We start from the raw sequence: 23,867 nt of genomic DNA, 5'->3' as shown, positions 1-23,867 counted from the left end.
GACCGTCTGGCTGACACGTTCGTGAAACAGCGTCACCGATGCGACGAGTGGCTGCCTCCAGCGGTCAGCCGGCGTTTCGTGCCTTGAGGTCCGTGCGCACACGATGCAACCCGCGGTAAAACCAGCGTACCGGCGCGTACATATGGAATCCCGCCGTCGCCCGCGTGGCGCGGACGACGTAGAGGGACCCGCAGGGCTCGGTACGCGTGGCGAGCAGCCGCTTGTACTGGTTGTCGCCGTAGCCGAAGCTGACGCGCTCACCCGGGAAGCGGTCGAGCAGCCCGCGCACGGCCTGGAACACGGCCACCGAGCCGATGCCTGCCTTCGCCACGTCCTCGTCATAGCCGAGGTCATCGACGAGGTAGGTACCGCCGATGCGGTAACCGTGCACATAAGCGAGTGGCCGACCATCGCGCACGACGATGTGTCCGATGAGCTGACCGGCATCCGCGAGCCGTCGGAACAACGCGACGCGCTCCGGTACCTCCCAGTCGATGGGCAAATCGTCGTGGTGCCAGGTGCGGGCATAGACCTCGTTCATGAGGCGGCAGTATTCCGGCATGTCGTCGCCGCGGTCGAACACGCGAAGGGCCGCATCCCCGCCGAGCTTGCGATAGGCGCGGCCGACGCGCTGCAGCTGGTCCGTGCGCTGCTTCTTCTCCATCCCCGCGAGCCATGCCTCGGACGACGGCTGGGGGTCGATCGACCAGTGCACCTGGTCCAGCAGGTTGGCCGCGACCGTACGGAAGCCGCCGTGCGCGGACAGGGCCGAGGCGAAGCGATTGGGCAGGTCGGCTTCCTGGATGCGGACGACTCGGATACCCGCGTCGCCAGCCAGCTGCCGCGACGCCAGGAACTCGACCGTCGCGCGTTGCGCCTCACTAGCCACCACACCGGCGCCGAGGAGGCGCAGCGCCGCGCCCCGGTAGAGGTTCACGCGACGCCCGGCCACGTCCAGCCGCGCCGTATGCTCGATGGCGAGCAGCGGCACGTAACCCGCCACGCGCCCGTCGCCATCGCGGACGACCACGACATGCGGCACCGTGCCGTCGTGCCGGCTCGACACCTCGTATTCGATCCAGTCCGGATGCTGCACGATGCCACTGGCGGCGCCGGGCAGCTCGGCGACCTGCGCCAGTTCGTCACGCAGCGCGCGAAGCGCATCGAGGGTGTGGAGCGTTGAGCCGACGTAGTTCATGGGCTGGCCTTGGCCACGGGCGGGTGCACGCATTCGAGGATACGCACGAGGACGCGACCGGGCGGCCCGAGGCGTCGCCCGATGCCGGTCATCAACTGGAAGTCGTCGCCGGTCCAGTAGCGGGCCAGCATGCTACCCGGCACATAGAGCGCCATGAAGACGGCGGCGCCGACCAGGAAGCCAAGACGGGACGGCGTCGCCGCCGTGGCGGCCCATGCGGCCAGCGTCGCGACAAGCCCCACGGCGAACAGCCGCGACATGGCGGCCACGGGCAAACCGCCACTCGTCGCCTTACGCAGGTAGTGGACGGCCAGGGCCATCTCGACGACGCGCGTGCCGGCATAGGTCACGACCGCACCGGCCAGGCCGAACACCGGCACGAGAGCGACACCCAGCACGGCATTCGCGACCAGGGCGACGACTGCGATACGGATACGGTCGTCCTGCCGGTCGACCACGGTCTGGAAGGCGGCGATGCCGTTGCCGATGAGCAGCAGACCGCCGAGCACGAGGGTTGCCTCGATGGCGGGAATCGCATCCACGTACCGCGTCCCATACATCAGCCGCACGATCTCCGGCGTCGTGACAAGGCCCAACCCCGCGATGGCGATACCGACGGCCCAATAGAACCGCGTGGCCTCGGACAGGAAGCGCGCGGCGCGCGACGTGCCGCTCTCGCCATAGGTTTTCGCCATGTACGGCAGCAAGGTGGACGTGAGCCCGACCGAGAACAACTGCACGGCACCGCGGGTCAAGGTGCCGGCGATGGCGAAGTAACCCACGGCGACCGAGCCGGTGAAGGTCGTCAGCAGGAAGACCTCGATCGTGCCCACGCGGAACGATCCCATCAAGACGAGCGCGGCGGTCAGCCGCAGGTGCCGGTTTACGCGCGTCGCCACGGTGGGCGGGATGGGACCGCTGGCAAAGGGACGGCAACAACGCCGATAGGCCACGCGGTTGATGAGGTTCAGGAGCAGGCACGCGATGGCGAACAGCGCGACGAAGGACACCAGGTCCGCGTGCATGAACATCGCCGCGAGGACCAGCAGCATGCCGACGATGCCTCCAGCCACCGTGGCGACGGCTTCCGGTTCGAAGCGCTCCTGTCCCTTGCCGATGGCGACGAGCATCGCGTAATTGGCCTTGGCAACGACAGCCACGACGACAAGACCCATGATCGGGAGGAGCGAGTCACCCCATTCGGATGGCCGGACCAGCCAACCGACCGCCACGAAGAGGCCGATCACGACGACCGAACTGATGGTCTGGATTCGCGAGAAGCGCGCGGCGAGATGCGAGGCGAGGCCGGGATCGCCCATGCCGTCCGCCTCGGCGATGAATTTCGTCGACGAGGTGGTCAGCGCATGGTTCGAGCAGACGATCAACCAGCCACACAACCACACGGTGAACGCATAGCGGCCGAAGTCCGAGGGTCCGAGGGAGCGAGCGATCCAGACGCTCATCAACAGCCCGAGCGCGTACTCGATGTACGTGGACACCGTGACGATGCCGACACTGCGCAGGACCGCGAGGCGCCTGTTCATGGCGAGCCTCCCGCCACGGCATCGATTCGCGTGGGCGAGGCCAGTCCCGCACCCGCCGGTTGCGCCATCATCCACTGCGCCACACCGGCACCGCGGTTGTTCCAGTTGAAACGCCGGACGGTGTCGGAAATGGCGGCGCACGCGGGGCTATAGGACGCCGACAACGCGGCGAAGCGCTTCTTGAGCGCTGCCGCCTGCTTCGGGTCCTTCTCGAAGTACCAGGCCGCGGCGACCGGCAGGCCCAGCTCCACGTTGTGCCCGTCGCTGTACCAGCCCTCGCTCTCCTGGATCTTCATCAGCGTCGGCGTCTTCGCCTGCGACGACGACCAGTACCACGCGATCTGGCCGTGCGAGCCGGAACAGTCGTTGCGCCAGTCGTGCGGTGGCACGAGCAGGTCGCTGTCGATCCAGCCGTGACGCTCGAGGTAGCGACCGAAGTCGACGATCATCCCGGGGATGCGCGGATCGGCCGTGACGAGCCAGGCGTGCCAGAGACCGTCGACGATGTTCTCGCTCATCCAGGGCGAGGCGCCGCGCACATCGTCGGCGCCGCCGGGATCATTCTCATGCACGTTCCAACTGTTGCGCCAGGAGCCGTCGTCCCCCAGGCCGTCGGGATTCGCGCGCTGGTGGTCGAGCAACCAGCCGACCCGCGCGTCGACGCGTTCGCGGTACCGCGGTTCACCGGTGAGTTCATAGGCCGCCACCGTCTCGACAAGACCGAGTCCGGCGAGCCGCTCGGTGAAATAGTCGTTCGGGTGACGGTACGGCCCCGGCGGGGTGTTCCAGCCGCCGCTGTTCCACAGGTCCGCCATCTTCGCGACCGTCGACGCATCGTGCATCGAGTCGTCACCGGTCAACGCCACGGCAAGGAGGATGGGCTCGATATAGACGTACTTCACGTCGCAGGGCTTGCCGTCCGGCACCCAGCCGCCGCCGCAGGAGGGACTCACGGGGATGCCGTCCCGCTTGATCCCGGCCATGTACCAGCGATAGCTGACCTCCGCCGCCTCCAGGTAATCCGCACGACCCGTCCGGACGTACGCCTTGAATAGCGTCGAGGGGCGGTCGAACAACCATGCCGTCGTGTCCTTCGTCGGCAGCGCCGCCGCCCAGCGAAACTGTGCATCGACGTAGCGGGCATAAGGCTCGTCCCGGGTCGCCACCGACTGCGGTCCGGCGATGAGCGAGGCCGTGAGCCATTCGGGCGTCAGGGACGCGACCGCGGCCGGCTTGCCGTCGACCAGCCCTGCGTCGTACGGCCAGCCAGCCGCGTCTTTCGCGCGTGGCGCGTCGAAGGCGAAGTAGTAGGTACCCGGCGGCCCGTGGAACTGCACGCGAACGGCACGGATGCTGCCGTCGCGGAAATGCCAGGCAAGCATCGGCTTGACCGCCGCGGGAACCTCGTTGCCGCGGCCATCGAGGATCCGCACGCGGGCCGCATCGCGCAGCAGCCCCGGAGGCAACGGAATGCCTGCGGTGATCGGCAGGTCGTCACCTTTCCCTGCCACGCGGCGAACGTCGATCTTCCGGATCGCCGAAGCGGCTTCCGCAGCCGCGCCTTTCGCGCCGCTCTCCCCAGGGAACGACGCGAGAGCCAGCGCGAGCAGGCAGCCTAGGACGATAAGGATGTGGCGAAGGAGCATCGGCGAACCAGGCGAGGGAGACGGTCCGACCTCACGCAGGACGAGCCTGCGTCGACGGGCACTCGGATAGACGCGTGCGTTCATGCCACCGACGCGGTGCGGATGCTGCTTCCTGCCAGGTGGTATTCCCAGGACAAGGCGGTGCGCACGATGACGTCCAGGTCGTCGTAGCAAGGTTGCCAGCCCAGTACGTCACGCAAGCGATCGCTACGGGCGATGAGCTTCGGAATGTCGCCAGGGCGCCTGGGCAGCTCCAGCACGTTCAGGCGATGCCCGGCGGCGCGCGCCACGGCCTCGATCACCTCGCGGACGCTGTACCCGTGACCGTAGCCGCAGTTGAGCGTGATGGAGTCGCCGCCGTCGCGCAGGTGGTCCAGCGCGCGCAGGTGGGCGGCTGCCAGGTCCTCCACATGGATGAAGTCACGCACACCGGTGCCATCCGGCGTGTCGTAATCCGTGCCGTAGATGCAAATGGACGAGCGCTTGCCGACGGCATGCTCGCAGGCCACCTTGACCAGGAGGGTGGCCTCCGGCGTGGAGTGGCCGATCCGGCCGTGCGGGTCGCACCCTGCCACGTTGAAGTAACGGAGGATGACGTGGCGCATGGCGCCGGTGGCGCACCAGTCGCGCAACATCGTCTCGGACATCAGCTTCGATGTGCCGTACGGATTGATCGGCCGTGTCGGCGTATCCTCGTCGGCTTCGCCTGCATCGGTCGTTCCATACACCGCCGCCGTGGACGAGAAGATGAATTTATCGACGCCAGCCTTGGCGCAGCATGCAAGGAGGTTCCGTGTGTTGCCGGTGTTGTTGCCGTAGTACTTGAGCGGATCGCTCACCGATTCCGGCACGACCGTGTGCGCGGCGAAATGCAACACCGCGTCCACCCGGTGGGCCTCCAGCACGCGTGACACCAGCTCCATGTCGCCCGCGTTGCCTTCGACGAAGGACGCCCCCTGCACCGCCTCGCGGAAGCCGGTGGAGAGATTGTCTATCACCACCACGCGTTCGCCGCGCTCGACCAGTTGCTGGACCGTGTGGCTGCCGATGTAGCCGGCGCCACCCGTGACGAGGACCGAATTCATGCATGCCTCCCGGCGACGGCCGGCGGGAAATTGCGGGTCAGCCAACCGCCGATGCCATCGAGAAGACGGGCACGGTCGCCGGTGAGGATGTAGGTGTGGTCGGTTTCCGCCAGGTAGCGCGTCGTGACCGCCGGATGGTCCATCACCCTGCCGAAGCACTCGCGGAACTGCCGCGCGTGGTTGAAGTAGTTGCTGATGCCGCCGGAATAGACGAGGTAGAGCTTCATGCCGCGCGACACCATGCCGGTGAAATCGGCGATGACCTCTTCTCGGGGCGCCGGCGCCACGGCGAAGACCGGCTCCGACGCGGTCTTGGCCCCGCTCGCCGCGCCACCGGAAGGACGACGCAAGAGACGCGCCCAGCGACCGGGATCGACGAGGCGCGGAAGGTAGTGGCGCAACTTGTAGCCGAGGGTGCGATACGCATAGCCGTCGAGGAACACCGCGCCGGAGACGCGTGGATCGGTGGCGGCGACGATGTGCGCGTTCTGCGCACCGGAGCAGAGTCCGACCAGCACGAAGCGCTCGCAACCCGCCCGCTGCTTCAGCAGTTCCATGGCGTCCCCGAGGTCGGCGCACACCTGTTGCGTGCGGGTCTGCCCGCCGCCGGTGGCGCTGCTGTCGCCGAGGGTGGAAAGGTCGAAACGCAGCGTCGGATAGCCCGCCGCATTGAGCTGACGGGTCAGTTCCACGTGCAGGCGGAACGGGCCGATGCGATGGACCAGGCCCGCGTTGAGCACGATGACGCCGGTTTCACCGGCGGCTCCCTCCGGCACGCCGGCGATGCCGACGAGGTGCCTGCCACGGCCAAAGCGATGGGCTTCCTCGCGCATCATGCACCTTCCCTCAAGTGGCCGCTGACGGCCTGGATCACCGGCTGCGAGAGAATCGCGGTTTCCAGGCGGCGCAAATCGTTCCACGGTGTCGGCGGCGAGATGGCGGCAATCGCGCCGTGCGACGAAGCAATGCGGTCCCAGCGCGAGGGCTGCGCGTCCGCCGTCGAGTCGAGCACCAGGGTCGGCACGTCCGCTGCGCCCACCGAGAGCGCGGAGAGCTGTTCACGAAGCCGCTCGCCTACGTCGAATCCCAACCACTGTTCGGCGATGTCCGCATGGCTGCGCGGACGCGTGAAGCGCCCCGCGTCCTCGCGCAAGGCGGCCTGCATGGCATCCAGCGCCGAGACGTAATCGTCGCCCTCCAGCACCGGGTCCCACGCGATCACCTCGCCGAAGCGGGCCTGCTCGGCGGCGCACATGGCCAGACTGCCACCAAGACGCGCACCGAATGCCACGACGCGATCGACGCGCGCGCGTGCGCGCAACTCCGCGGCGGCGACCACGGTGTCCGAAACGCAACGCTCCCAGTCGACGTCGGCGCTGCCGCCCGCCGAGTCGCCGGTCCCGTGGTAGTCGAAACGGAGCACGGCAAGCCCTTGCGCGGCCAGTGCCTGAGCCAGTTGGCGATAGAGGCGATGACAGCGGATCAGGTCCTGGCCGAGCGGCGCGCACATGAGGACGCCGCGTCGCGCCGGACGCTCGGGGGCGTGGTACATCCCGAAGAGGTCGCTGTCGGTCCCGAAGAAAAAGGGAAGTTCCGCGTCGGGTCGCATGCTCATCTCCGGTACACCACGCCGACGAAGAAGCTGGTCGCACGATAGTCTTGCCCCGCGGCATTACTGCTGCGCCTGTCGCGGAGCAGCGAGACCTGTCCGCTCCAGTGCGGGTTCCATTGCTTGGTAAGACTCAGCCCCAGGCGGACGGTCGTGTCCTTCCGGTCGAGGCTTTGATAAGTGAGTTTGTCGAGCGTGCCGAACGCGCTCAGCGTCACGGTCGGGCGCAGGCGATAGCCGATACCGACGCTGACGCCCCGGTCGTTCTGGTCGAAGGTCGGATCGTCGAGGTACCGCAGCTTGTTGAAGGACGGCGAGACCGTCAGCGTCAGGCGTTCTCCGCGCCAGTTCCACGTGGCATCGAGTCGACGCTCCTTGTAGACCTGCGAACCGATGACACTGCTGCCGGTACTGATCCCCGAGCCGATCCCAGTGCCAAGACCGCCGCTCGCGGCGAAGGGATCGATCGCTTCCGCCTGGTCGCTGGCGATGCCCGCGCCAAAGGAACCCGGTGTGGTGATGATGTCCTGGGCGGCGTCGGCATACTGGTATGCACCCGTCACAGTGAACGCGTTGCGTGGCGTCGGGTCCCAACCGATGCGCATCCGCACCAGGGGAGCCGATGCCTTGCGTCCGCTGTCGAACTCCAGTCGGCTGCCACCGGCCATGACGTCGGCATCGAAGTGCGCGAGGTTGCTGGTATAGCGAACGAACGCTTCCTTGCGATCGTAGTTCGCGTCCTCGGGCTGGTTGTCGAAATCGACGCGCTGAAACTCCACATTGCCGGAAAGGGTGTCGGTGGGGCTCAGGTCGCGGAAAACACGGAAGGCGGCCAGGCCGCGTGACGAATCGAACTCGTCGACCTTGGACGCATAGCTGTTGATGTAGCGCAATTCGAACTGGCCACGCGCCGCCTCGCCGAAGCGCATGCGTAACGTCGGCCCCACGACGAGCACGTTGGTCTGCTGCTGGTTGTCCGGCGAGTCGCTGGCCAGCTGGTCGACCGGCTGTACGCCCGCATAATCCTCGACAGAGAAATCGAGGCGGTCCTGGACGACCGTCCAGTTGCCCTGCCCCGCGATCTGCGTCTGCAGCTGCGAATCGAAATGGTTCTGCAGGTATTTCCGGTATTCGACGGTGCCGGCCACGTTGGCCTGGAAGGTCGAACCCATCTGCGTGAAATTGAACGTACCACCCGGCGTCAGCACGTTCTCGCTGACCGGGTTATCAGACGACAGGGCGATATTGTTGCTGTGCTCGATTCCGCCATACAGCGTGTAATTGAGCGTCCCCGCCAGCACCATGGAAGGCGCTGCCGCAAGTCCGACCACGATGGCGCAAGTAAGCCTGGACAACGCCGGCATGATCCCTCCCCTATGCCCCCGTGGTTTCCAGGGGGCTGCGCTCAAGGCGACTGGTTGAACACCACCCCGGCGAGTTTCGCGGGGTCGAAGTTGGCGACGGCCTGGTTGATCGACGCCGGGGTATCGCGCCCGTAGCCAGCCACGAGGACGACGAAATCGGCGAGGTCGGAGAGGATTCGCGCATCGGGCGACCCCTTGACCGGCGGCCCGTCGAGGAACAGGTAGCGGTCCGAATATCGGCAGCGCAGCGAGTCCAGCACGGCACGCATGCGGAACGACGAGAAATACTCGCCGCTGTTCTCCCGCGGCCGCCCGGACGGAATCAGGCGAAGGCGCGGCACCCCGGTCGGATACATGATCGACGCGATGCCCCGCGAGGGGTGTTCGAGGAAGTCGACCAGGCCACCCGTTCGCGGCTCCACGCCGAACGCCTTGTGCTGGTTCGGGTAGCGTGGATTGCAGTCGATCAGCAGGCTCGTCTTCGACTCGTCGAACGCGAAGGCGGTCGCGAGGTTGCGTGCGACGAAGCTGCCACCCGAGCGCGGGCTGACTGCGACGACGAGGGTGACGAAGTTGTTCTCCCCCGCCATCTCGAGCAGGCGCGTACGGATGCCGCGAAAAGCGTCCGATTGCTGCCTTACCGAGTCCTCGCGGTGGATCAGGCGCTTGCGCTCGCAGTCGATAGGGGCCAGCGCGCCGCCCTCCTCGCGCATCCGCGCGATGGAGTGACCGGGCGTCGCGTGTGCCTCGCCGTGACGGGCGGCGACGACGTCGCCGAGTTCGATGTTGTCAGCGGCCATCTTATTCATCGTCAACCCTTTATCCTCAGCCAGAACACCAGGAGGTACACGGCACCGACGCCCGCGACGATCATGGCCAGCATCATGTTGTGCAGCTGTTCGCGACGACGGTCACGCGGCGTGGGATAGAACGGAATGGTCGCCAGGACGGGGAAGCCCGTCGCCCGTTCGAGTTGCGGCACCGAACGCACGCGTGGGTCGAAGCGCGCCACGGCGAAGAGCAGACCGAACGGGATCGCCAGGGACAGGGCCAGACCCGCGAGGCTGAAGTGCATGAAGCGCAGGCCCGACGGCACCAGCGGCATGACGGCCGGGTTCTGCACGAGGAAAGTCAGGCCACGCTGCTCGGCGTCCAGGTTCATCGACACACGCGCGTTCTCGCGGCGCTTCAACAGGTCCTGGTAGACATCGCGGTTGACCGTGTAGTCGCGGGTCAGCTCGGCCGTGACGTTCTCGGAATTGGCGATGCGCTTGCTGCGCTCCAACTCCGACTGCAGCATCGCTTCGCTGGCCGACACGCGAGCGGCACTCGCCGCGGCGTCGCCGCGCACGGCCGCCAGTTGCAGGCGCATCTGTTGGTAGACAGGATTCATCGTCACCGCATGGTCGAGGGGCATCGCACCGCCAAGGGTGCGCTGCGCATCGGCCGTCTGCGCCTGCTTGCGCAGGTCCTCGATCTGGTGACGAAGGCGGACGACGTCCGGGTACTCGTCCGTGTAATTGAGCCGAAGCTTGTCGAGCTGGCCCTGCAGGTCCGCGAGCTGGGTCTGGTAGATGCCGCCGACCGTCTGCACCGCGTTGACCTCGGACTCGCCATTGAGCTGTGCACTGAGCGCCGAAGCCTGCGACTGCTTCTGCATGTAATCCATGCGATTGTTTTCGATCTGCGTACGGAGCTGGCTGATGCGCGAGTTGGTATCGGTTTCGCTGCCGGGACGCGCGTCGGCGTTGCTGTCGCGGTAAGCCTTGAGCTTGTCTTCCGCGTCGGTGAGCTTCGCGCGGTACGCCTCGACCTGGCTGTTGATGAACTCATAGGCTTCGCGGCTCTCGCGCTGCTTCGACGCCAGGCTCTCGCTGATGAAGAGCTGGCCGAAGGCACGGGTGACCTGGAAGGCGCGTTGCGGGTCGGAGTCGAAATAGCTGATCGTGATGAGGTTGTCGCGGTTGTTGACGATCTTCGTCCGCGACTTGATGCCTTCGATGAGCTTGTCGCGCGCGAGGGGCGAAAGGTCGCCGGTCAACCAGCCGCCGGTCTTCAGGGCCTCATCGAGCACCTTGCGACTGAAGATCACGTCGCGGGCGATACCCGCGCGGTCCTTGTTCGTCGTGGCCGAAGCGGCGCCTTCCATCAGCGGCGTGATGATGCTGGCTTCCTGCGCGAGGATCGTCGTCGATGCCTCGTACTTCTTCGGCCAGACGGCACCTACCGCGAGGGCCGCGAGTGCGATGGCGGCGAACATGACACCCATCGCGATGCGGCGCCTGCGTGCTTCGCCGATCAGTGCGGGCAGCATGCCCGCGAAAGGAACGAGATCCCCACTCATCGAATCACCCCTTGCATCCGCCTGCGGCGGAGTCGGTCAGAAAGCACGTTGCGGAACGGTGATCACGTCACCAGGCTGCACCGGATAGTTGTTCGCCAGATCGCCCTGCTGGAGGATCTTTTCGAGTCGCACCGCGTACGACTGCGTGTCGCCACCCTGGTTTCGACGATAGAGTTCGGTGCGGTCGGGCGCGGCGAACTCGGTCGTACCGCCGGCGGCTAGCACCGCGTCGAGCACCGTCATGCCCTGCCGATAAGGAATCGAGATCGGGCTGCGCACGGCACCGGTGACGCGGATGCGCGAAAGGTATTCGTGACTGCGCAGGGCGGTGAGGATCACGGCGACCTGCGGATCGCGGATGTACTGGGCGAGCTTCTGCTGGATTTCGGCGGCTACCTGTTCGGTGGTCCTGCCGCCCGCGGCGACATCGCCGACCAGCGGCACCGTGACCTTTCCATCGGGCCGCACCGGCACGCTGACGCTCAGGTCCGGGTTATGCCACACCGTGACCTGGAGCTGGTCGTCGACGCCGATGAGGTAGGCGGCAACCGCCTGGCTCTCGGCAGCGGCCTTCGGTGGCGGCGAGGTGCTTCCGCTTGTGGCGCATGCGCCCAACAGCAGGGCGACAGCGAGTGTGCCGACGCGATTCCAGACCTTCATGATGTGCACCCGCCCCTGTGACTTCGTGAGCGGTATCGTCATTTCAATGCGGTCTGGCGTCCATTCAACAGCCCGCCTATGCCATTCGACCGACAGCGTCGCCGGGCCCTTTAGGCGATGCTTCGCGGCAGCAAATGAAGGTGACGACGCGTTGACGGAAACTTTCGACATGGCCGCGCGACTCATCCACCCGGCCGTGCAGGCGTTGCTGCTCGGGGTCGTGTCGCTCTGCCTGGTGTTCAAGCGACGTCCGGTGCCGGCGGCGTGGGTCGGAGTGATCGCGCTGTCATGGCTATGGGTGGCGTCGACGCCGGCGTTCGCCCTTGCCCTCAGGAGCACCCTGGCGACACCGGGACAGGAGCGCCCCGCGCGCGCCGACGCCATCGTCGTGCTCGGCGGCGGCATGCTTCCACGAACAGACTGGGCGCGACCGACGACTCGGGCGGGCCAGGGGCTCGTCCTCTGGCGCGCCGGGTACGCTCCGCTTCTCCTGGTCTCGGGCAGCGACCAGGCGCGCTCGCTCGCGGAAGGTTACGCCGCCGCTGGCGTTCCCGCGCGGGACCTGCGCGTGGAGGACACCAGCAGGAACACGCATGAGAACGCACTCAACTCGTCGGCCATGCTTGCCGCAAACGGTGCCTCGGACGTCCTCCTGGTTACGTCGGCGATCCACATGCGCCGAGCCTCGGCATCGTTCCGCAAAGAGGGCCTCCGGGTCTGGCCGGTACCCACGGTCGACACGAGCCAACGACTGCTCCTGGCACCTCGTTGGCTACCTCGCCGCGACGCCCTGACGCTCACCGCCCGCTGCCTGCGCGAACGCGTAGCCCTTTGGTTCTACCACTTGCGTGGTTGGGCCTGAGCGAAGGTCCACCGCTACGGGTCGTCGGTCTCGATTTGCAGCGTCGTCTTGCCATCGCGCCGGATCAGGCCGGGGCCGAACTGGACGACCTTGCCTTCCTTCAGGACGACCGTGTAGTCCTTGTGCGAGAACGAGAACCGGCCCGGCCGGCGGTCCAGCCAGCTCAGCACCTCGTATCCCACGATGCTTCGGTCGGAGTCGGGGCGGCCGAGGCGGTCGATCACCTCGTCCCGCGGCGTCCCCACGTCGAGCCGGGCGATCTTCGCCGCCATGCCCTGGCATCCGACGAGTCCGGCCACGAGGACGGCCACGGCGATCACACGTTTCATCGTCACCCCCGAACGGACTGCATCCGCCGGATGGTAGCGCACCGGCGCAAAAGCGTGCGAATCAGCGTCTGCACGGGTTACGAATGTCCTGTGGGAAGCCGGTGGCCTCAGCGGCTGGTGGCGGGCGACGGTTGCGCCGGTTTCTGCCCGACGGGTTTGCCGTTCGGATCGAGGACATGGCCCTGCGCGTCGTGGCCGTTGGTGTTGGCGTCCTGCACGCGGTGGGTGACGCCGGGCTTGCCCGGTTCGACAGGAGCAAGGCCACGCTCCGTCGCCCCCGCATCGGAAGCCGGCTGCACGGGGGCCGCGGCCGGATTCGGGTGGATCGACGTGGAAGGCGCCGGGAGCGGTGGCGGTTTGTTCGCGGGATCGGCAGCGCTCGGCCGACTGGGCGTGACCTGGGCCGTGGCACAAGGCACCACAGCCACTGCGAGCAAGAAGGCGAGAATCGTCTGACGCATGCTAATTCAGCTCCTCCGGATGCGGACCCATCCGGTTGCCCGTGTCCAGTCCATCGATCGCCTGCATCTCGTCCGGCGACAGGTCGAAATCGAAGACATCGATGTTCGCGGCGATACGCTCAGGCGTCACCGACTTCGGAATCACCATGTAGCCCGACTGGACGTGCCAGCGCAGCACGACCTGCGCGGCGCTCTTGCCGTGCTTCTCGCCGATCCGGACGAGGGCCGGGTTCTTCAACAGGTCCCCGCCCTGCCCCAGCGGACTCCACGCCTCGGTCACGATGCCGTGCTTCGCATGGGCCGCGACCAACTCGCGCTGAGCGAAATCCGGGTGCAGCTCGATCTGGTTCACCACCGGAACGACGCCCGTCTCGCCGATGAGGCGCTCGAGGTGGCCGGGGAGGAAATTGGAGACGCCGATGGAGCGGATCCGGCCTCCCTCGCGCAAGCGAATGAACGCCTTCCAGGTATCCAGGTAACGATCGCGCTTCGGTGTCGGCCAGTGGATGAGGTACATGTCCAGGTAATCGCCGCCGAGCCGCTCCATGCTGGCGTCGAAGGCACGCAAGGTTTCGTCGAACCCTTGCTCGGCGTTCCATAGCTTGCTGGTGAGGAAGATGTCGGCACGCGCGACGCCGGAGCGCTCGATGCCTTGGCGCACGCCACGCTCGTTGCCGTAGATCGCCGCCGTGTCGATGGAGCGATAGCCGGAAGCAAGCGCGGTGGCGACCGCATCGGCGGTCTCGGCATCGGGAATCTGGAAGACTCCGAAGCCGAGTTGCGGCGCGCTATGGCCGTCGTTGAGGGTGAGGGAGGGTACGTTCACTGCCATGCCTTGTCTCCTGCACTGGACCACCCCCGATGGTCACCGATGGCAGCGCATACGCGGCGTGACGGAGCGTCAGTCCCCGCGGGCGGCGTAGCGGGTTTCCACGTAGTTGTCGAGGATCGCGACGAACTCTTCCGCGATATGGTCGCCGCGTAGCGTCATGGCCTTCTCGCCATCGATGAACACGGGCGCGGACGGCGCCTCACCGTTGCCAGGCAACGAGATGCCGATGTTCGCGTGACGCGACTCGCCCGGCCCGTTCACCACGCATCCCATCACGGCGAGGGTCAGGTTCTCCACGTCATCGTACTTCACGCGCCACAGCGGCATTTTTTCGCGCACGTGGCCCTGGACGGTCTTTGCCAGTTCCTGGAAGAACTCGCTCGTCGTGCGACCGCAACCCGGGCAGGCGGTGACCAGTGGCGTGAAGGCGCGCAGACCCATCGTCTGCAGCAGCTCCTGCGCGACGATGACTTCCGTCGTGCGCGACTGGCCCGGCTCCGGCGTGAGCGAAATGCGGATGGTGTCGCCGATGCCTTCCTGCAGCAGCACGCCCAGCGCCGCGGCCGACGCGGTGATGCCCTTGGAGCCCATGCCCGCCTCAGTCAGCCCGAGGTGCAGCGCGTAATCGCCGCGGCGCGCGAGGTCGCGATAGACGGCGATGAGTTCCTGTACGCCGGATACCTTGCAGGACAGGATGATGCGGTCGCGGGACAGCCCCAGGTCCTCGGCGCGGGCGGCCGAATCGAGGGCCGAGCGGATAAGCGCCTCACGGGCCACGTGGCTGGCGTCCCAGGGATTCGCCCGACCCGCGTTCTCGTCCATCAGCGCGGCGACCATCGACTGGTCGAGGGAGCCCCAGTTGGCCCCGATGCGCACGGGCTTGTCGTGACGGATCGCCATCTCGATGATCGAGGCGAACTGGGCGTCCTTCTTCTTGCCGAAGCCGACGTTGCCGGGGTTGATGCGGTATTTCGCCAGCGCCTCGGCGCAGGCGGGCTCGCCTTCCAGGAGCTGGTGCCCGTTGTAGTGGAAATCGCCGATCAACGGCACCGAGACGCCCATCATCTCCAGGCGCTCGCGGATGCGCGGCACGGCGGCGGCGGCGGCCGGTGTGTTCACCGTGATGCGGACCATTTCCGAACCCGCGCGGGCCAACTCGGCCACCTGCTTCGCGGTCGAGACCGGGTCCTCGGTGTCGGTGTTCGTCATCGACTGGACGACGATGGGCGCGCCGCCGCCGACCCGTACCTGGTCGATCTGGACACCCGTGCTGGGGCGGCGTGCGCCGGCTTCCGCGGGACGCGGGCGGCTGGAGAGGTCTTCGGTCATAACGGCCGATTTTACCGCATCGGCATGACAGCCGCCTTATGCGGTGTCGACGACGATACACTGCCGGACCATGAACGTCCGCCACCATGCCACTGGGTTTTCTAACCGTCTTTTCGCCGAGCAGGCACTGAGCCGCAGTGCGGGGGCGCCGCTGATCGGCGGCAACGCCGTGGAGCTGCTGATCGATGCCCGCGCGCACTTCGACGCCTGGCTGGCCGCCATCGCTTCGGCGCGGCGCCACGTCTTCCTCGAAAATTACATCGTCCGCAACGACGCCATCGGCCATGCTTTCCTGGATGCCCTGGTGGAACGCGCCAAGGCCGGCGTCTTCGTCGCGGTCATCGCGGACTGGGCCGGCTGCCTCGGTCAATCCCGCTCCTCGTTCTGGAATCCGCTGCGACAGGCGGGCGGCCAGGTGCGGATCTACAACCCGCCCAGTCTCGGCAGCTCGTTCGGCTGGGTAAGCCGCGACCATCGCAAGGTCCTGGTGGTGGACGGCGAGACCGGCTTCCTCTCCGGCGTCTGCGTCAGCGAGAAATGGCTGGGCGACCCCGGGCGCGACGTGCCGCCCTGGCGCGACACCGGCGTCATGCTGCGCGGGCCCGCCGTGGCCGAGATCGAACTCGCTTTCGCGGACAGCTGGCGCGAGACCGGGGAGCCCCTCCCGGAGGACGATCGCGTGAAGCCGCTCGTCGAACTGCCGGAAGCCGGGAACGTGTCCTTGCGGGTCATCGCGACGCACCCGAGCACGGCGGGCATGTACCGCCTCGACCAGATGGTCGCCGCCATGGCCACGCAGACCCTCTGGCTCACCGATGCCTATTTCGTCGGCGTGGCGCCGTACGTGCAAGCCTTGTCGGCCGCGGCACGCGATGGCGTGGACGTCCGCCTGCTGGTGCCCGGCAGCAGCGACATCCCCGTCGTGGCGAGCATGTCCCGCTCCGGCTACCGGCCCTTGCTCCAGGCAGGCATCCGTGTCTTCGAATGGAACGGGTCCATGCTGCACGCGAAGACGGCCGTCGCGGACGGCCGCTGGGCGCGCGTGGGTTCCTCGAACCTCAACATCGCCAGCTGGCTCAGCAACCGCGAGATCGACGTGGCGATCGAGGATGCGGGATTCGCCGGGCAGCTCGCCGACCAGTACGAACAGGACCTGGAGAACGCCACGGAGATCCTGCTCCGCGGCCGGCACCGGCACTCGGGCAAGGAGCGCATGCGCAGCCGTTCGCCACGGCCACCGCGGCCGCGGCGTACCGGTGGCAGTTCGGGCCGCGCCGCAGCCGGGGCGCTGCGCATCGCCAATACCGTCGGTGCCGCCATCACGCAACACCGCGTGCTGGGCGAGGCGGAAACCGGCCCCATTCTTGCTGGCGCCGCGACGGCGCTGGTGCTGACGGTCATCGCCGTCGTGTGGCCCGCCGCGATCGCATGGCCCCTCGCGCTCATCGGGGCGTGGTTCGCGGTGAATCTGGCGGTGAACTGGTGGACGCTCAGGCGGCGGCGCAAGCACCGGACCGCCGGGTTCGAGAACACGTCGTCTTCGGAATAGCGCGAGGAACCGCTCTTACAACGGCTGGCGCGGCTTGAAGTGCAAGGGCTGGGCTTCTGTCCGTGGGGCGGCCGGTCCGCAGCTGTTGCATGAGCCGCAACCGTCACCGCAGCTGCCCGTGGCGGCGGCGGGTTGCAGGCGGCGACCGAGGAAACGCAGCGCGCCCGCACGACCGCTCCGGTTGAGGCTTGCCGAGACGCGAGCCAACAGCCGCGTGGAGGTCTTCGGCAACAGCTTGCGGAACGCCACGAAAGCGCTCGCCGCCACGACGACCGCGATGATCGCGCCCTGCACCCACTCGAACAGGGTCATGAGAGCGCCCTCGCGATCTGGTACGTCGCCAGGGACGCCAGGTAGGCCAGCCCGAAAAGGTAGCCCGCCGCCACGGCGACATTCCGCCACGAATTGGTTTCACGCCGAATCACTGCCAGCGTCGACATGCACTGCGGCGCGAAAACGTACCAGGCCAGGAGGGAGAGGGCGGTGGCGAGCGACCACTGGTTCGCGATCACCGGTCCCAGTTGCGAGGCCAGCGCATCGTCGCTACCGGACATCGCGTAGACGGTGCCCAACGCCGCCACGGCCACTTCACGCGCCGCCAGGCCCGGGACGAGTGCGACGCAGATCTGCCAGTTGAATCCGATCGGCGAAAAGACGTACTCGAGCATGCGGCCAAGTCGCCCCGCGATGCTGTAGTCGATCGGCGGCTGGGTCGCTCCGGGCGGCGGCCCCGGGAAGCTGGACAGGAACCACAGGAGCACGGTGAGCGCGAGGATGATGCCGCCGACGCGCTTCAGGAAGATCATCGCCCTTTCCCACAGGCCCAGCGCGATGTCGCGCACGTTCGGCAGGCGATACGACGGCAGTTCCATGATGAGCGCGTGCTCGCTCTTGTCCTTGCGCAGGCGCTTCATCACGAAGGCGACGCCCAGCGCACTGAAGATACCGGCGAAGTACAGCGTGAACAGCACGATGCCCTGCAGGTTGAACACGCCCCAGACGCTGCGATTCGGAATGAACGCGGCGATGAGCAGCGTGTAGACCGGCAGGCGCGCCGAGCATGTCATCAAAGGAGCGACGAGGATCGTGGTCAGCCTGTCACGCGGGTCCTGGATGCTGCGCGTGGCCATGATGCCCGGGATGGCGCAGGCGAAGCTCGACAACAGCGGGATGAAAGCGCGCCCGGTCAGGCCGACGCGGAACATCATGCGGTCGAGCAGGAACGCCGCACGCGGCAGGTAGCCCGACTCCTCCAGCACAAGGATGAAGAGGAACAGGATGAGGATCTGCGGCAGGAACACGAGCACGGCGCCGAGGCCGGCGAAGACACCGTCGTTGAGCAGGCTGTGCAACGCGCTGCCTTCGGGCAGGAAACCGGTCACCAGCGTGCCGAACGTGGCGATGCCCGCCTCGATGGCATCCATCACCGGCTGGGCCCAGGAGAACACGGCCTGGAAGATGAGGAACATCAGCGTGGCGAGGATGGCGAGGCCGAATACCGGATGCAGCGCCCAGCGGTCGATGGCGTCGTCGATGGCCGCCGTGTCGCGCGGCAGCGTCACCGTCTCGGCGAGGATCGCGCGCACCTCGGCGTGGAGGGCCTCGATCCCGGCCTCGTCGATCGGCGCCGGCATGACCTCCGGGACGCTGGCATCGATGCGCTCGATGAGCGCTTTGGCACCGCCCCGCTTCACCGCGATCGTTTCGACAACGGGCACGCCAAGCCGCTCCGCGAGCCTGTCCACGTCGATGACGATGCCGCGACGGCGGGCCGCGTCCATCATGTTGAGCGCGAGCACCACCGGGCGACCCAGGCGACGCACTTCGAGCACGAAGCGCAGGTGCAGACGCAAGTTGGTCGCGTCCGCGACACAGACGATAAGGTCCGGCGCCGCCTCGCCTGGGTAGCGGCCATGACAGACGTCCCGGGTGATCGCCTCGTCCGGACTGGTGGCGTCGAAGCTGTAGGCCCCCGGCAGATCGAGGATGTGAAGCGTGCGGCCGGAAGGCCCGACGAACCGGCCCTCCTTGCGTTCCACCGTCACGCCCGCGTAGTTCGCGACCTTCTGCCGGCCGCCGGTGAGCTGGTTGAACAGCGCCGTCTTGCCGCAGTTCGGATTGCCGACGAGGGCGATCCGCAAGGCCGCGGCGCTCACGCGGCCCCTCCCACGGAAACGTCCACGCGCGCCGCTTCGCTCTTGCGGAGGGCGAAACGGGTGCTGCCGATCTGGATCAGGAGCGGATCGCCGCCCAGCGGGCCGCGCGCCACCAGCCGCACCGGCTCGCCCGAGACGAAGCCAAGATCGCGCAAGCGCTGCGCGATGGGGTCGGCGGGATGGGCATCGGTAACGGACTGGACCACGGCATGGGCACCTTTCGGCGCGTCTGAGAGGCGCACGGGGGTTACTCAAATAAGAACTGTTCGCATTATATGCCTTTGCGGTCGGACCTGCACCCCACAAAGAGTTACGGGACTACAGGCTGGCGAGGGCATAAACCATGGACCGCCGTTTATCATCGCGACCTTCCCCGCAGGAGTTCCGCCATGTCAGCCGTCGAAGTGGTCCGCCGGGGCGCCGTCGCCCATCTGGTCATGAACCGTCCGGAGGTGCACAACGCCTTCGATGACGGTTTGATCGCCGAGCTGACCGCGGCTCTCGCGGCGGTGGAAGCCGACGGCGGCGTGCGTGCCGTGGTGCTGACCGGCGCGGGAACGAGCTTCTCCGCCGGCGCGGACCTGCGCTGGATGCGAGGGATGGTGCAGGCGTCGGAAGAAGAAAATCGCGAAGACTCCCTACGCCTTGCCGCCCTGATGCGCAGGCTGCAATTTCTTACGAAGCCGACGATCGCGAAGGTGAACGGCGCGACCTTTGGTGGCGGTGTCGGGCTGGTGGCCTGTTGCGATATCGCGATCGCGTCCGACGGCGCGAAGTTCGCCCTTTCCGAGGTGAAGCTCGGGCTCGTTCCTGCCGTGATTTCGCCCTATGTCGTGGCCGCCATCGGGTTGCGCCATGCACGCCGACTGTTCCTCACCGGCGAGGCCTTCGGCGCGACGGCCGCACTCGGGATGGGCCTGGTACACGAGATCGCGCCCACCGAAGGACTCGACGGCGCCGTCGAGCGCGTGGTGGGACTGCTCGCCAAAGGCGGCCCGGTCGCGCAAGGCGAAGCGAAGCGCCTCGCGCTGGGCATGGGCGGGATGGATAGCGGCAGCATGGAACAGATCGACGCGGAAAACGCCGCGCTGATCGCGCGACTTCGTGTGTCCGCGGAAGGACAGGAGGGGCTCACCGCTTTCCTCGAAAAGGGCCAGCCTGCATGGCTGTCCTGACACCGGCGAGGCTTCCACACCTCTTCGCGGTCTGTTTGCTGTTCGCCGCCACCGCATGCGAAGCGGAAACGCTAGCCAAACGTATCGACCAGCACATCGACCAGCCGCGCTTCGCCGCCGCGTCCTGGGGTGTCTCGGTCGTATCGCTCGACGACGGCCACACCGTCTACAGTCACGATGCCGGCCGCCTGTTGCTTCCGGCATCGACAGCCAAGCTCTACACCGCGGCGTTCGCCCTCGACCGGCTCGGCGCGGACTATCGCACCCATACCGATGTGCTCGTCCGGGGCGAACTACGCAAGGGGCGCCTCCGCGGCGACCTCATCCTCCGTGGCGGGGGTGACCCCACGCTCGCCGGCAGCGCCTGGGCCGACCGGCTTGCCACCGCGGTGCATGAGCACGGCATCCGGCGAATCGATGGCGCCGTCGTCGGCGACGACACCCTTTTCGCGGGTCCACCCATCGGCAACGGTTGGGAGGCCGCCGATCTGCAAACCTATTACGGGGCCTCGGCGGGCGGCCTCGACATCGACGAGAACACGATGACGACCACGGTCGCCGCGGGCGGCCGCGTCGTCGTAAAACCCGAAGATGCGGCCGTCGCCGTCGCGCTCGAACCGGCAGGGCGCTTCGCGTTCTATCGCGCTCCCGGCACGGCAACGGTACATGTCCTCGGCGCGGACGGCGAAAGCATGCCGACACGCACAGCGCGGCTATCGATTCCCGATCCCGCACTCACCGCTGCGCGGCGGCTGCAGTCCGCGCTCGCCCAGCAAGGCATCCGTGTCGACGGAGAAGCCCGCAGCGTGCGTTGGCCACTGCCATCGCCGCGCGGCGAAATGATCGCGTCGTGGGATTCACCGCCCCTGGCAGCCATCCTTCGCGACGGACTGAAGCGCTCGCAAAACCTTTACCTGCAGAGCGTTTTCCTCCTCGCCGGACAAGGGGCCCCTGCCGCGAAGGTAGATGACACGGCGTCGGCCGAGGATCGCGCGGCGACCGCGTTGGAGACATGGCTCGCCGCGCGCGGCATCGGACCGGCGGCGACGACCATGGTCGAGGGTACCGGCCTATCCCGTCACGACCTCACCACGGCCGCCTCGCTTACACGACTGCTGGCGATCATGGACGCGTCACCGCTCGCCGACGTGTGGCACGGCCTGCTACCTGTGGCAGGCATCGACGGGACATTGGCGAACCGCATGCGCGACACCGCCGCGCAGGGCCGCGTGGTCGCAAAGACCGGCAGCATGAGTTTCGTCAATGCCCTGGCCGGCTACGCGACGACGAAGACGGGCCAGCGCCTTGCCTTCGCGATCGTGCTCAACAATTACCAACCGCCATCGCGCAGCGCAACGCCGGTCAGGCCGGTGTCCGCCGAGGTCGATGCGATCGCGGCGATGTTTGCCGAGGCCAACGAGCGCCTGTAGTCGCTCAGGTCAGCACGGCCGGCAGGTCCTTGCCAATCTTCTCCGGCGTATCCGTCGGGGCGTAACGGTCGACGACGTGCCCTTCCCTGTCGATGAGGAACTTCGTGAAGTTCCACTTGATGCCGCCCGTGCCCAGCAGGCCCTTCTTCTCCGCCTTCAGCCAGCGATACAGCGGATGCGCCCCTTCGCCATTGACCTCGATCTTCGCGAACATCGGGAAGCTCACGCCGTAGTTGAGCGAACAGAAATTGCGAATCTCATCCTCGTTGCCTGGCTCCTGGTGGCCGAACTGGTCGCAGGGGAATCCGAGGACTTCGAAACCGCGATCATGCCAGGCCTTATGGAGCGCCTCGAGGCTTTCGTACTGCGGCGTGAACCCGCACTTCGAAGCCACGTTCACTACCAGGAGCGCCTTGCCGCGGAACTCGGCCAGGGAGCGCTCGTTACCGTCGATGTCGCGGGCAGTGAAGTCGTAGATGCTGGCCATGCGCGGTGTCCTTCCTGACGAGGTGGGGGCCAGTCTACGCCGCTTCGGCTAAGATGGACGTCTTTCCGGCCGAGGCCCACGCCCGTGATTCGTTTCGCCGCCGCGTCCAAGTCCTACTCCGTGGACGGCGCGCTCGTTCCCGCCCTGCACCCGGTCGATCTCACGATCGAAGCCGGTGAGGTCTTCGGCATCATCGGCCACTCCGGTGCCGGCAAGTCCACCCTGTTGCGCCTGGTCAACCTGCTGGAGCGCCCGACCGCGGGACAGGTGTTCATCGACGGCCACGACGTCACGCACGCGGAAGGCGCCGATCTGCGCCGGCTGCGTTCGGGCATCGGCATGATCTTCCAGCACTTCAACCTGCTCGCTTCGCGCACGGTGGCCGAGAACGTGGCTTTCCCCTTGCGCCTGCAGGGCAGCATGGATGAGGCCAGCATTGCCGCGCGAGTGAACGAACTGCTCGAACTCGTCGGCCTGACCGATCACGCACGCAAGTATCCCGCGCAGTTGTCGGGTGGGCAGAAGCAGCGCGTCGGCATCGCGCGTGCCCTCGCCAGCCATCCCGGCATCCTGCTTTGCGACGAGGCGACGAGCGCGCTCGATCCGCAGACGACGGCGTCGGTGCTGGAACTGCTTGCCGACATCAATCGCCGGCTCAACCTGACCATCGTCCTCATCACCCACGAGATGGACGTCATCCGCCGCGTCTGCGACCGCGTGGCCGTGCTCGACGCGGGCCGCGTCGTGGAATCGGGCACGGTGGCCGACGTCTTCCTGCATCCACAGCATCCCACCACGCGACGCTTCGTCGCCGAAGCGGACCATCGCGAAGGTCGCGGGCCGGACTTCCCCGGCGTGGACGGTACGCTCTATCGCCTTTCCTTCCGTGGCGACGCCACGTATTCACCGTTGCTGTCGCGCGTCGTGCGCGACACGGGCGTGGAATACAACCTGCTCTCCGGGCGCGTCGACCGGATCAAGGACACGCCCTACGGCCAGTTGACCCTCGCCATGCATGGCGATCACCTGGAGCAGGCCCTGGCCCAGATCCGCGCCGCGGGCGTCGACATCGAGGAGGTGGTCCGATGAGCCCGATGCAAACGCTGTTCCCCAACATCGACTGGCCGGAGATCGCACAGGCGTGCGTCGACACCTTGTTGATGCTGGGCGGCTCGCTGGTCTTCACGATCGCGATCGGGCTGCCACTGGGCGTGTGGCTGTTCCTGACCGCGCGCGGCCAGTTGCACGCGAAGCCGAAACTCTACGGCACGCTTTCTTTTGCCGTGAACGTGCTGCGATCCATCCCGTTCATCATCCTGATGATCCTGCTGATCCCCGTGACCCAGGCCATCACCGGCGTGAGCATCGGCATCCGTGGCGCCATCGTGCCGCTGGTCATCGGCGCGGCGCCATTCTTCGCCCGGCTCGTGGAAACCGCCTTGCGCGAGGTCGACCGCGGCGTCATCGAGGCGAGCCAGGCCATGGGCGCCACCACGGCACAGATCGTGACCCGTGTCCTGCTCCCCGAGGCGCGCGCCGGCCTCGTCGCCAGCACGACCGTCACCGCCGTAGCGCTCGTCGGCTATACGGCCATGGGCGGCATCGTGGGCGCGGGTGGACTGGGTGCACTGGCGTACCAGTACGGTTACAACGGCTACAAGCCTGACTACATGCTGGTGACCGTGGCATTGCTCGTGGTGCTGGTCCAGGTCCTGCAGTCGATCGGTGATCGCCTCGTGACCCGCTACAGCCGACGCTGAACGGCGCTCCGCGTCTTTGCATCCGGCGGTATGGACGTCTATGCTGT

The 23,867-nt window shown here is 67.1% G+C and carries 24 protein-coding genes; 6 read left to right on the top strand and 18 right to left on the bottom strand.

Features of this window, described 5'->3' with window-relative positions:
* Positions 1-64 precede the first annotated feature (64 nt).
* From ACQKIE_RS03010 to ACQKIE_RS02965, 10 genes are all read right to left on the bottom strand, one after another.
* Positions 65-1,198: a GNAT family N-acetyltransferase gene (locus tag ACQKIE_RS03010; RefSeq protein ID WP_427455624.1), complete on the bottom strand. Its 1,134-nt coding sequence runs from the start codon at positions 1,196-1,198 to the stop codon at positions 65-67.
* Positions 1,195-2,742 carry an oligosaccharide flippase family protein gene (locus ACQKIE_RS03005; RefSeq protein WP_427455622.1) on the bottom strand — a complete coding sequence of 516 codons (1,548 nt, stop codon included), beginning with the start codon at positions 2,740-2,742 and terminating at the stop codon, positions 1,195-1,197. The genes ACQKIE_RS03010 and ACQKIE_RS03005 overlap by 4 nt, the downstream gene beginning before the upstream one ends.
* Positions 2,739-4,388 (bottom strand): hypothetical protein, encoded by a 1,650-nt coding sequence (locus ACQKIE_RS03000; RefSeq protein ID WP_427455620.1) that lies wholly within the window; start codon positions 4,386-4,388, stop codon positions 2,739-2,741. The genes ACQKIE_RS03005 and ACQKIE_RS03000 overlap by 4 nt, the downstream gene beginning before the upstream one ends.
* Before the next feature lie 80 nt (positions 4,389-4,468).
* A complete protein-coding gene (gene galE, locus ACQKIE_RS02995) occupies positions 4,469-5,473 on the bottom strand; it encodes a UDP-glucose 4-epimerase GalE (protein WP_427455618.1) in 1,005 nt (334 codons plus the stop codon).
* Positions 5,470-6,309: an alpha/beta hydrolase gene (locus ACQKIE_RS02990; RefSeq protein WP_427455616.1), complete on the bottom strand. Its 840-nt coding sequence runs from the start codon at positions 6,307-6,309 to the stop codon at positions 5,470-5,472. The genes galE and ACQKIE_RS02990 overlap by 4 nt, the downstream gene beginning before the upstream one ends.
* Complete coding sequence (locus ACQKIE_RS02985; RefSeq protein WP_427455614.1) at positions 6,306-7,082, bottom strand: serine aminopeptidase domain-containing protein; 777 nt, start codon at positions 7,080-7,082, stop codon at positions 6,306-6,308. The genes ACQKIE_RS02990 and ACQKIE_RS02985 overlap by 4 nt, the downstream gene beginning before the upstream one ends.
* A gap of 2 nt (positions 7,083-7,084) precedes the next feature.
* Positions 7,085-8,446 carry an outer membrane beta-barrel protein gene (locus ACQKIE_RS02980; protein ID WP_427455612.1) on the bottom strand — a complete coding sequence of 454 codons (1,362 nt, stop codon included), beginning with the start codon at positions 8,444-8,446 and terminating at the stop codon, positions 7,085-7,087.
* A 41-nt stretch (positions 8,447-8,487) separates the two neighbouring features.
* Positions 8,488-9,255, bottom strand: coding sequence for a CpsD/CapB family tyrosine-protein kinase (locus ACQKIE_RS02975; RefSeq protein WP_427455610.1), 768 nt, complete (start codon positions 9,253-9,255; stop codon positions 8,488-8,490).
* A 2-nt stretch (positions 9,256-9,257) separates the two neighbouring features.
* Positions 9,258-10,790: an XrtA system polysaccharide chain length determinant gene (locus ACQKIE_RS02970; RefSeq protein WP_427455608.1), complete on the bottom strand. Its 1,533-nt coding sequence runs from the start codon at positions 10,788-10,790 to the stop codon at positions 9,258-9,260.
* Between the two features lie 36 nt (positions 10,791-10,826).
* Entirely contained in the window at positions 10,827-11,450 is a 624-nt protein-coding gene (locus ACQKIE_RS02965; protein ID WP_427455606.1) for an XrtA/PEP-CTERM system exopolysaccharide export protein, read from the bottom strand.
* A 169-nt stretch (positions 11,451-11,619) separates the two neighbouring features.
* Between ACQKIE_RS02965 and ACQKIE_RS02960 the strand changes: the two genes are divergently transcribed.
* A complete protein-coding gene (locus tag ACQKIE_RS02960) occupies positions 11,620-12,312 on the top strand; it encodes a YdcF family protein (RefSeq protein ID WP_427455604.1) in 693 nt (230 codons plus the stop codon).
* A 14-nt stretch (positions 12,313-12,326) separates the two neighbouring features.
* Here ACQKIE_RS02960 and ACQKIE_RS02955 read toward each other — a convergent pair whose 3' ends face one another.
* From ACQKIE_RS02955 to ispG, 4 genes are all read right to left on the bottom strand, one after another.
* The gene (locus ACQKIE_RS02955) at positions 12,327-12,641 is read right to left on the bottom strand and encodes a hypothetical protein (RefSeq protein WP_427455602.1); all 315 of its coding nucleotides are present in this window, start codon (positions 12,639-12,641) and stop codon (positions 12,327-12,329) included.
* A 107-nt stretch (positions 12,642-12,748) separates the two neighbouring features.
* Positions 12,749-13,102: a hypothetical protein gene (locus tag ACQKIE_RS02950; protein WP_427455600.1), complete on the bottom strand. Its 354-nt coding sequence runs from the start codon at positions 13,100-13,102 to the stop codon at positions 12,749-12,751.
* A 1-nt stretch (position 13,103) separates the two neighbouring features.
* Positions 13,104-13,934 carry an aldo/keto reductase gene (locus ACQKIE_RS02945; RefSeq protein ID WP_427455598.1) on the bottom strand — a complete coding sequence of 277 codons (831 nt, stop codon included), beginning with the start codon at positions 13,932-13,934 and terminating at the stop codon, positions 13,104-13,106.
* Between the two features lie 69 nt (positions 13,935-14,003).
* Positions 14,004-15,263, bottom strand: coding sequence for a flavodoxin-dependent (E)-4-hydroxy-3-methylbut-2-enyl-diphosphate synthase (gene ispG / locus ACQKIE_RS02940; protein WP_427455596.1), 1,260 nt, complete (start codon positions 15,261-15,263; stop codon positions 14,004-14,006).
* 70 nt (positions 15,264-15,333) lie between these two features.
* Between ispG and ACQKIE_RS02935 the strand changes: the two genes are divergently transcribed.
* Positions 15,334-16,812 carry a phospholipase D-like domain-containing protein gene (locus ACQKIE_RS02935; protein ID WP_427455594.1) on the top strand — a complete coding sequence of 493 codons (1,479 nt, stop codon included), beginning with the start codon at positions 15,334-15,336 and terminating at the stop codon, positions 16,810-16,812.
* Between the two features lie 15 nt (positions 16,813-16,827).
* On the opposite strand, the gene ACQKIE_RS02930 is transcribed toward ACQKIE_RS02935, so the two are convergent.
* Genes ACQKIE_RS02930 through ACQKIE_RS02920 form a run of 3 tightly spaced genes read right to left on the bottom strand, consistent with a single transcriptional unit; the run spans position 16,828 to position 19,210 of the window.
* On the bottom strand, positions 16,828-17,124 hold the full coding sequence (locus ACQKIE_RS02930; RefSeq protein WP_427455592.1) for a DUF6587 family protein: 297 nt from the start codon (positions 17,122-17,124) through the stop codon (positions 16,828-16,830).
* Complete coding sequence (gene feoB, locus ACQKIE_RS02925; RefSeq protein WP_427455590.1) at positions 17,121-18,968, bottom strand: ferrous iron transporter B; 1,848 nt, start codon at positions 18,966-18,968, stop codon at positions 17,121-17,123. The genes ACQKIE_RS02930 and feoB overlap by 4 nt, the downstream gene beginning before the upstream one ends.
* Positions 18,965-19,210 (bottom strand): FeoA family protein, encoded by a 246-nt coding sequence (locus tag ACQKIE_RS02920; protein WP_427455587.1) that lies wholly within the window; start codon positions 19,208-19,210, stop codon positions 18,965-18,967. The genes feoB and ACQKIE_RS02920 overlap by 4 nt, the downstream gene beginning before the upstream one ends.
* Positions 19,211-19,357: 147 nt before the next feature.
* Between ACQKIE_RS02920 and ACQKIE_RS02915 the strand changes: the two genes are divergently transcribed.
* Both ACQKIE_RS02915 and dacB read left to right on the top strand, forming a co-directional pair.
* Positions 19,358-20,143 (top strand): enoyl-CoA hydratase-related protein, encoded by a 786-nt coding sequence (locus tag ACQKIE_RS02915; protein WP_427455585.1) that lies wholly within the window; start codon positions 19,358-19,360, stop codon positions 20,141-20,143.
* Positions 20,131-21,573 carry a D-alanyl-D-alanine carboxypeptidase/D-alanyl-D-alanine endopeptidase gene (gene dacB / locus ACQKIE_RS02910; protein ID WP_427455583.1) on the top strand — a complete coding sequence of 481 codons (1,443 nt, stop codon included), beginning with the start codon at positions 20,131-20,133 and terminating at the stop codon, positions 21,571-21,573. The genes ACQKIE_RS02915 and dacB overlap by 13 nt, the downstream gene beginning before the upstream one ends.
* 4 nt (positions 21,574-21,577) lie before the next feature.
* Here the strand turns inward: dacB and ACQKIE_RS02905 are convergent, their stop codons facing one another.
* Positions 21,578-22,060 (bottom strand): glutathione peroxidase, encoded by a 483-nt coding sequence (locus ACQKIE_RS02905; RefSeq protein ID WP_427455581.1) that lies wholly within the window; start codon positions 22,058-22,060, stop codon positions 21,578-21,580.
* Between the two features lie 84 nt (positions 22,061-22,144).
* On the opposite strand from ACQKIE_RS02905, the gene ACQKIE_RS02900 reads away from it, so the two are divergent.
* Together ACQKIE_RS02900 and ACQKIE_RS02895 are read left to right on the top strand one after the other, a co-directional pair.
* Positions 22,145-23,149 (top strand): methionine ABC transporter ATP-binding protein, encoded by a 1,005-nt coding sequence (locus ACQKIE_RS02900; protein ID WP_427455579.1) that lies wholly within the window; start codon positions 22,145-22,147, stop codon positions 23,147-23,149.
* Entirely contained in the window at positions 23,146-23,820 is a 675-nt protein-coding gene (locus ACQKIE_RS02895; protein WP_427455577.1) for a methionine ABC transporter permease, read from the top strand. Before ACQKIE_RS02900 ends, ACQKIE_RS02895 begins: the two co-directional genes overlap by 4 nt.
* The last annotated feature ends 47 nt before the right edge of the window (positions 23,821-23,867 follow it).

The organism is Luteibacter sp. NPDC031894 (assembly GCF_050273135.1).
GTDB lineage: Bacteria > Pseudomonadota > Gammaproteobacteria > Xanthomonadales > Rhodanobacteraceae > Luteibacter.
The sequence above is the reverse complement of the archived record's forward strand: the minus strand, read 5'-3'. Positions and strand labels throughout refer to the sequence as shown.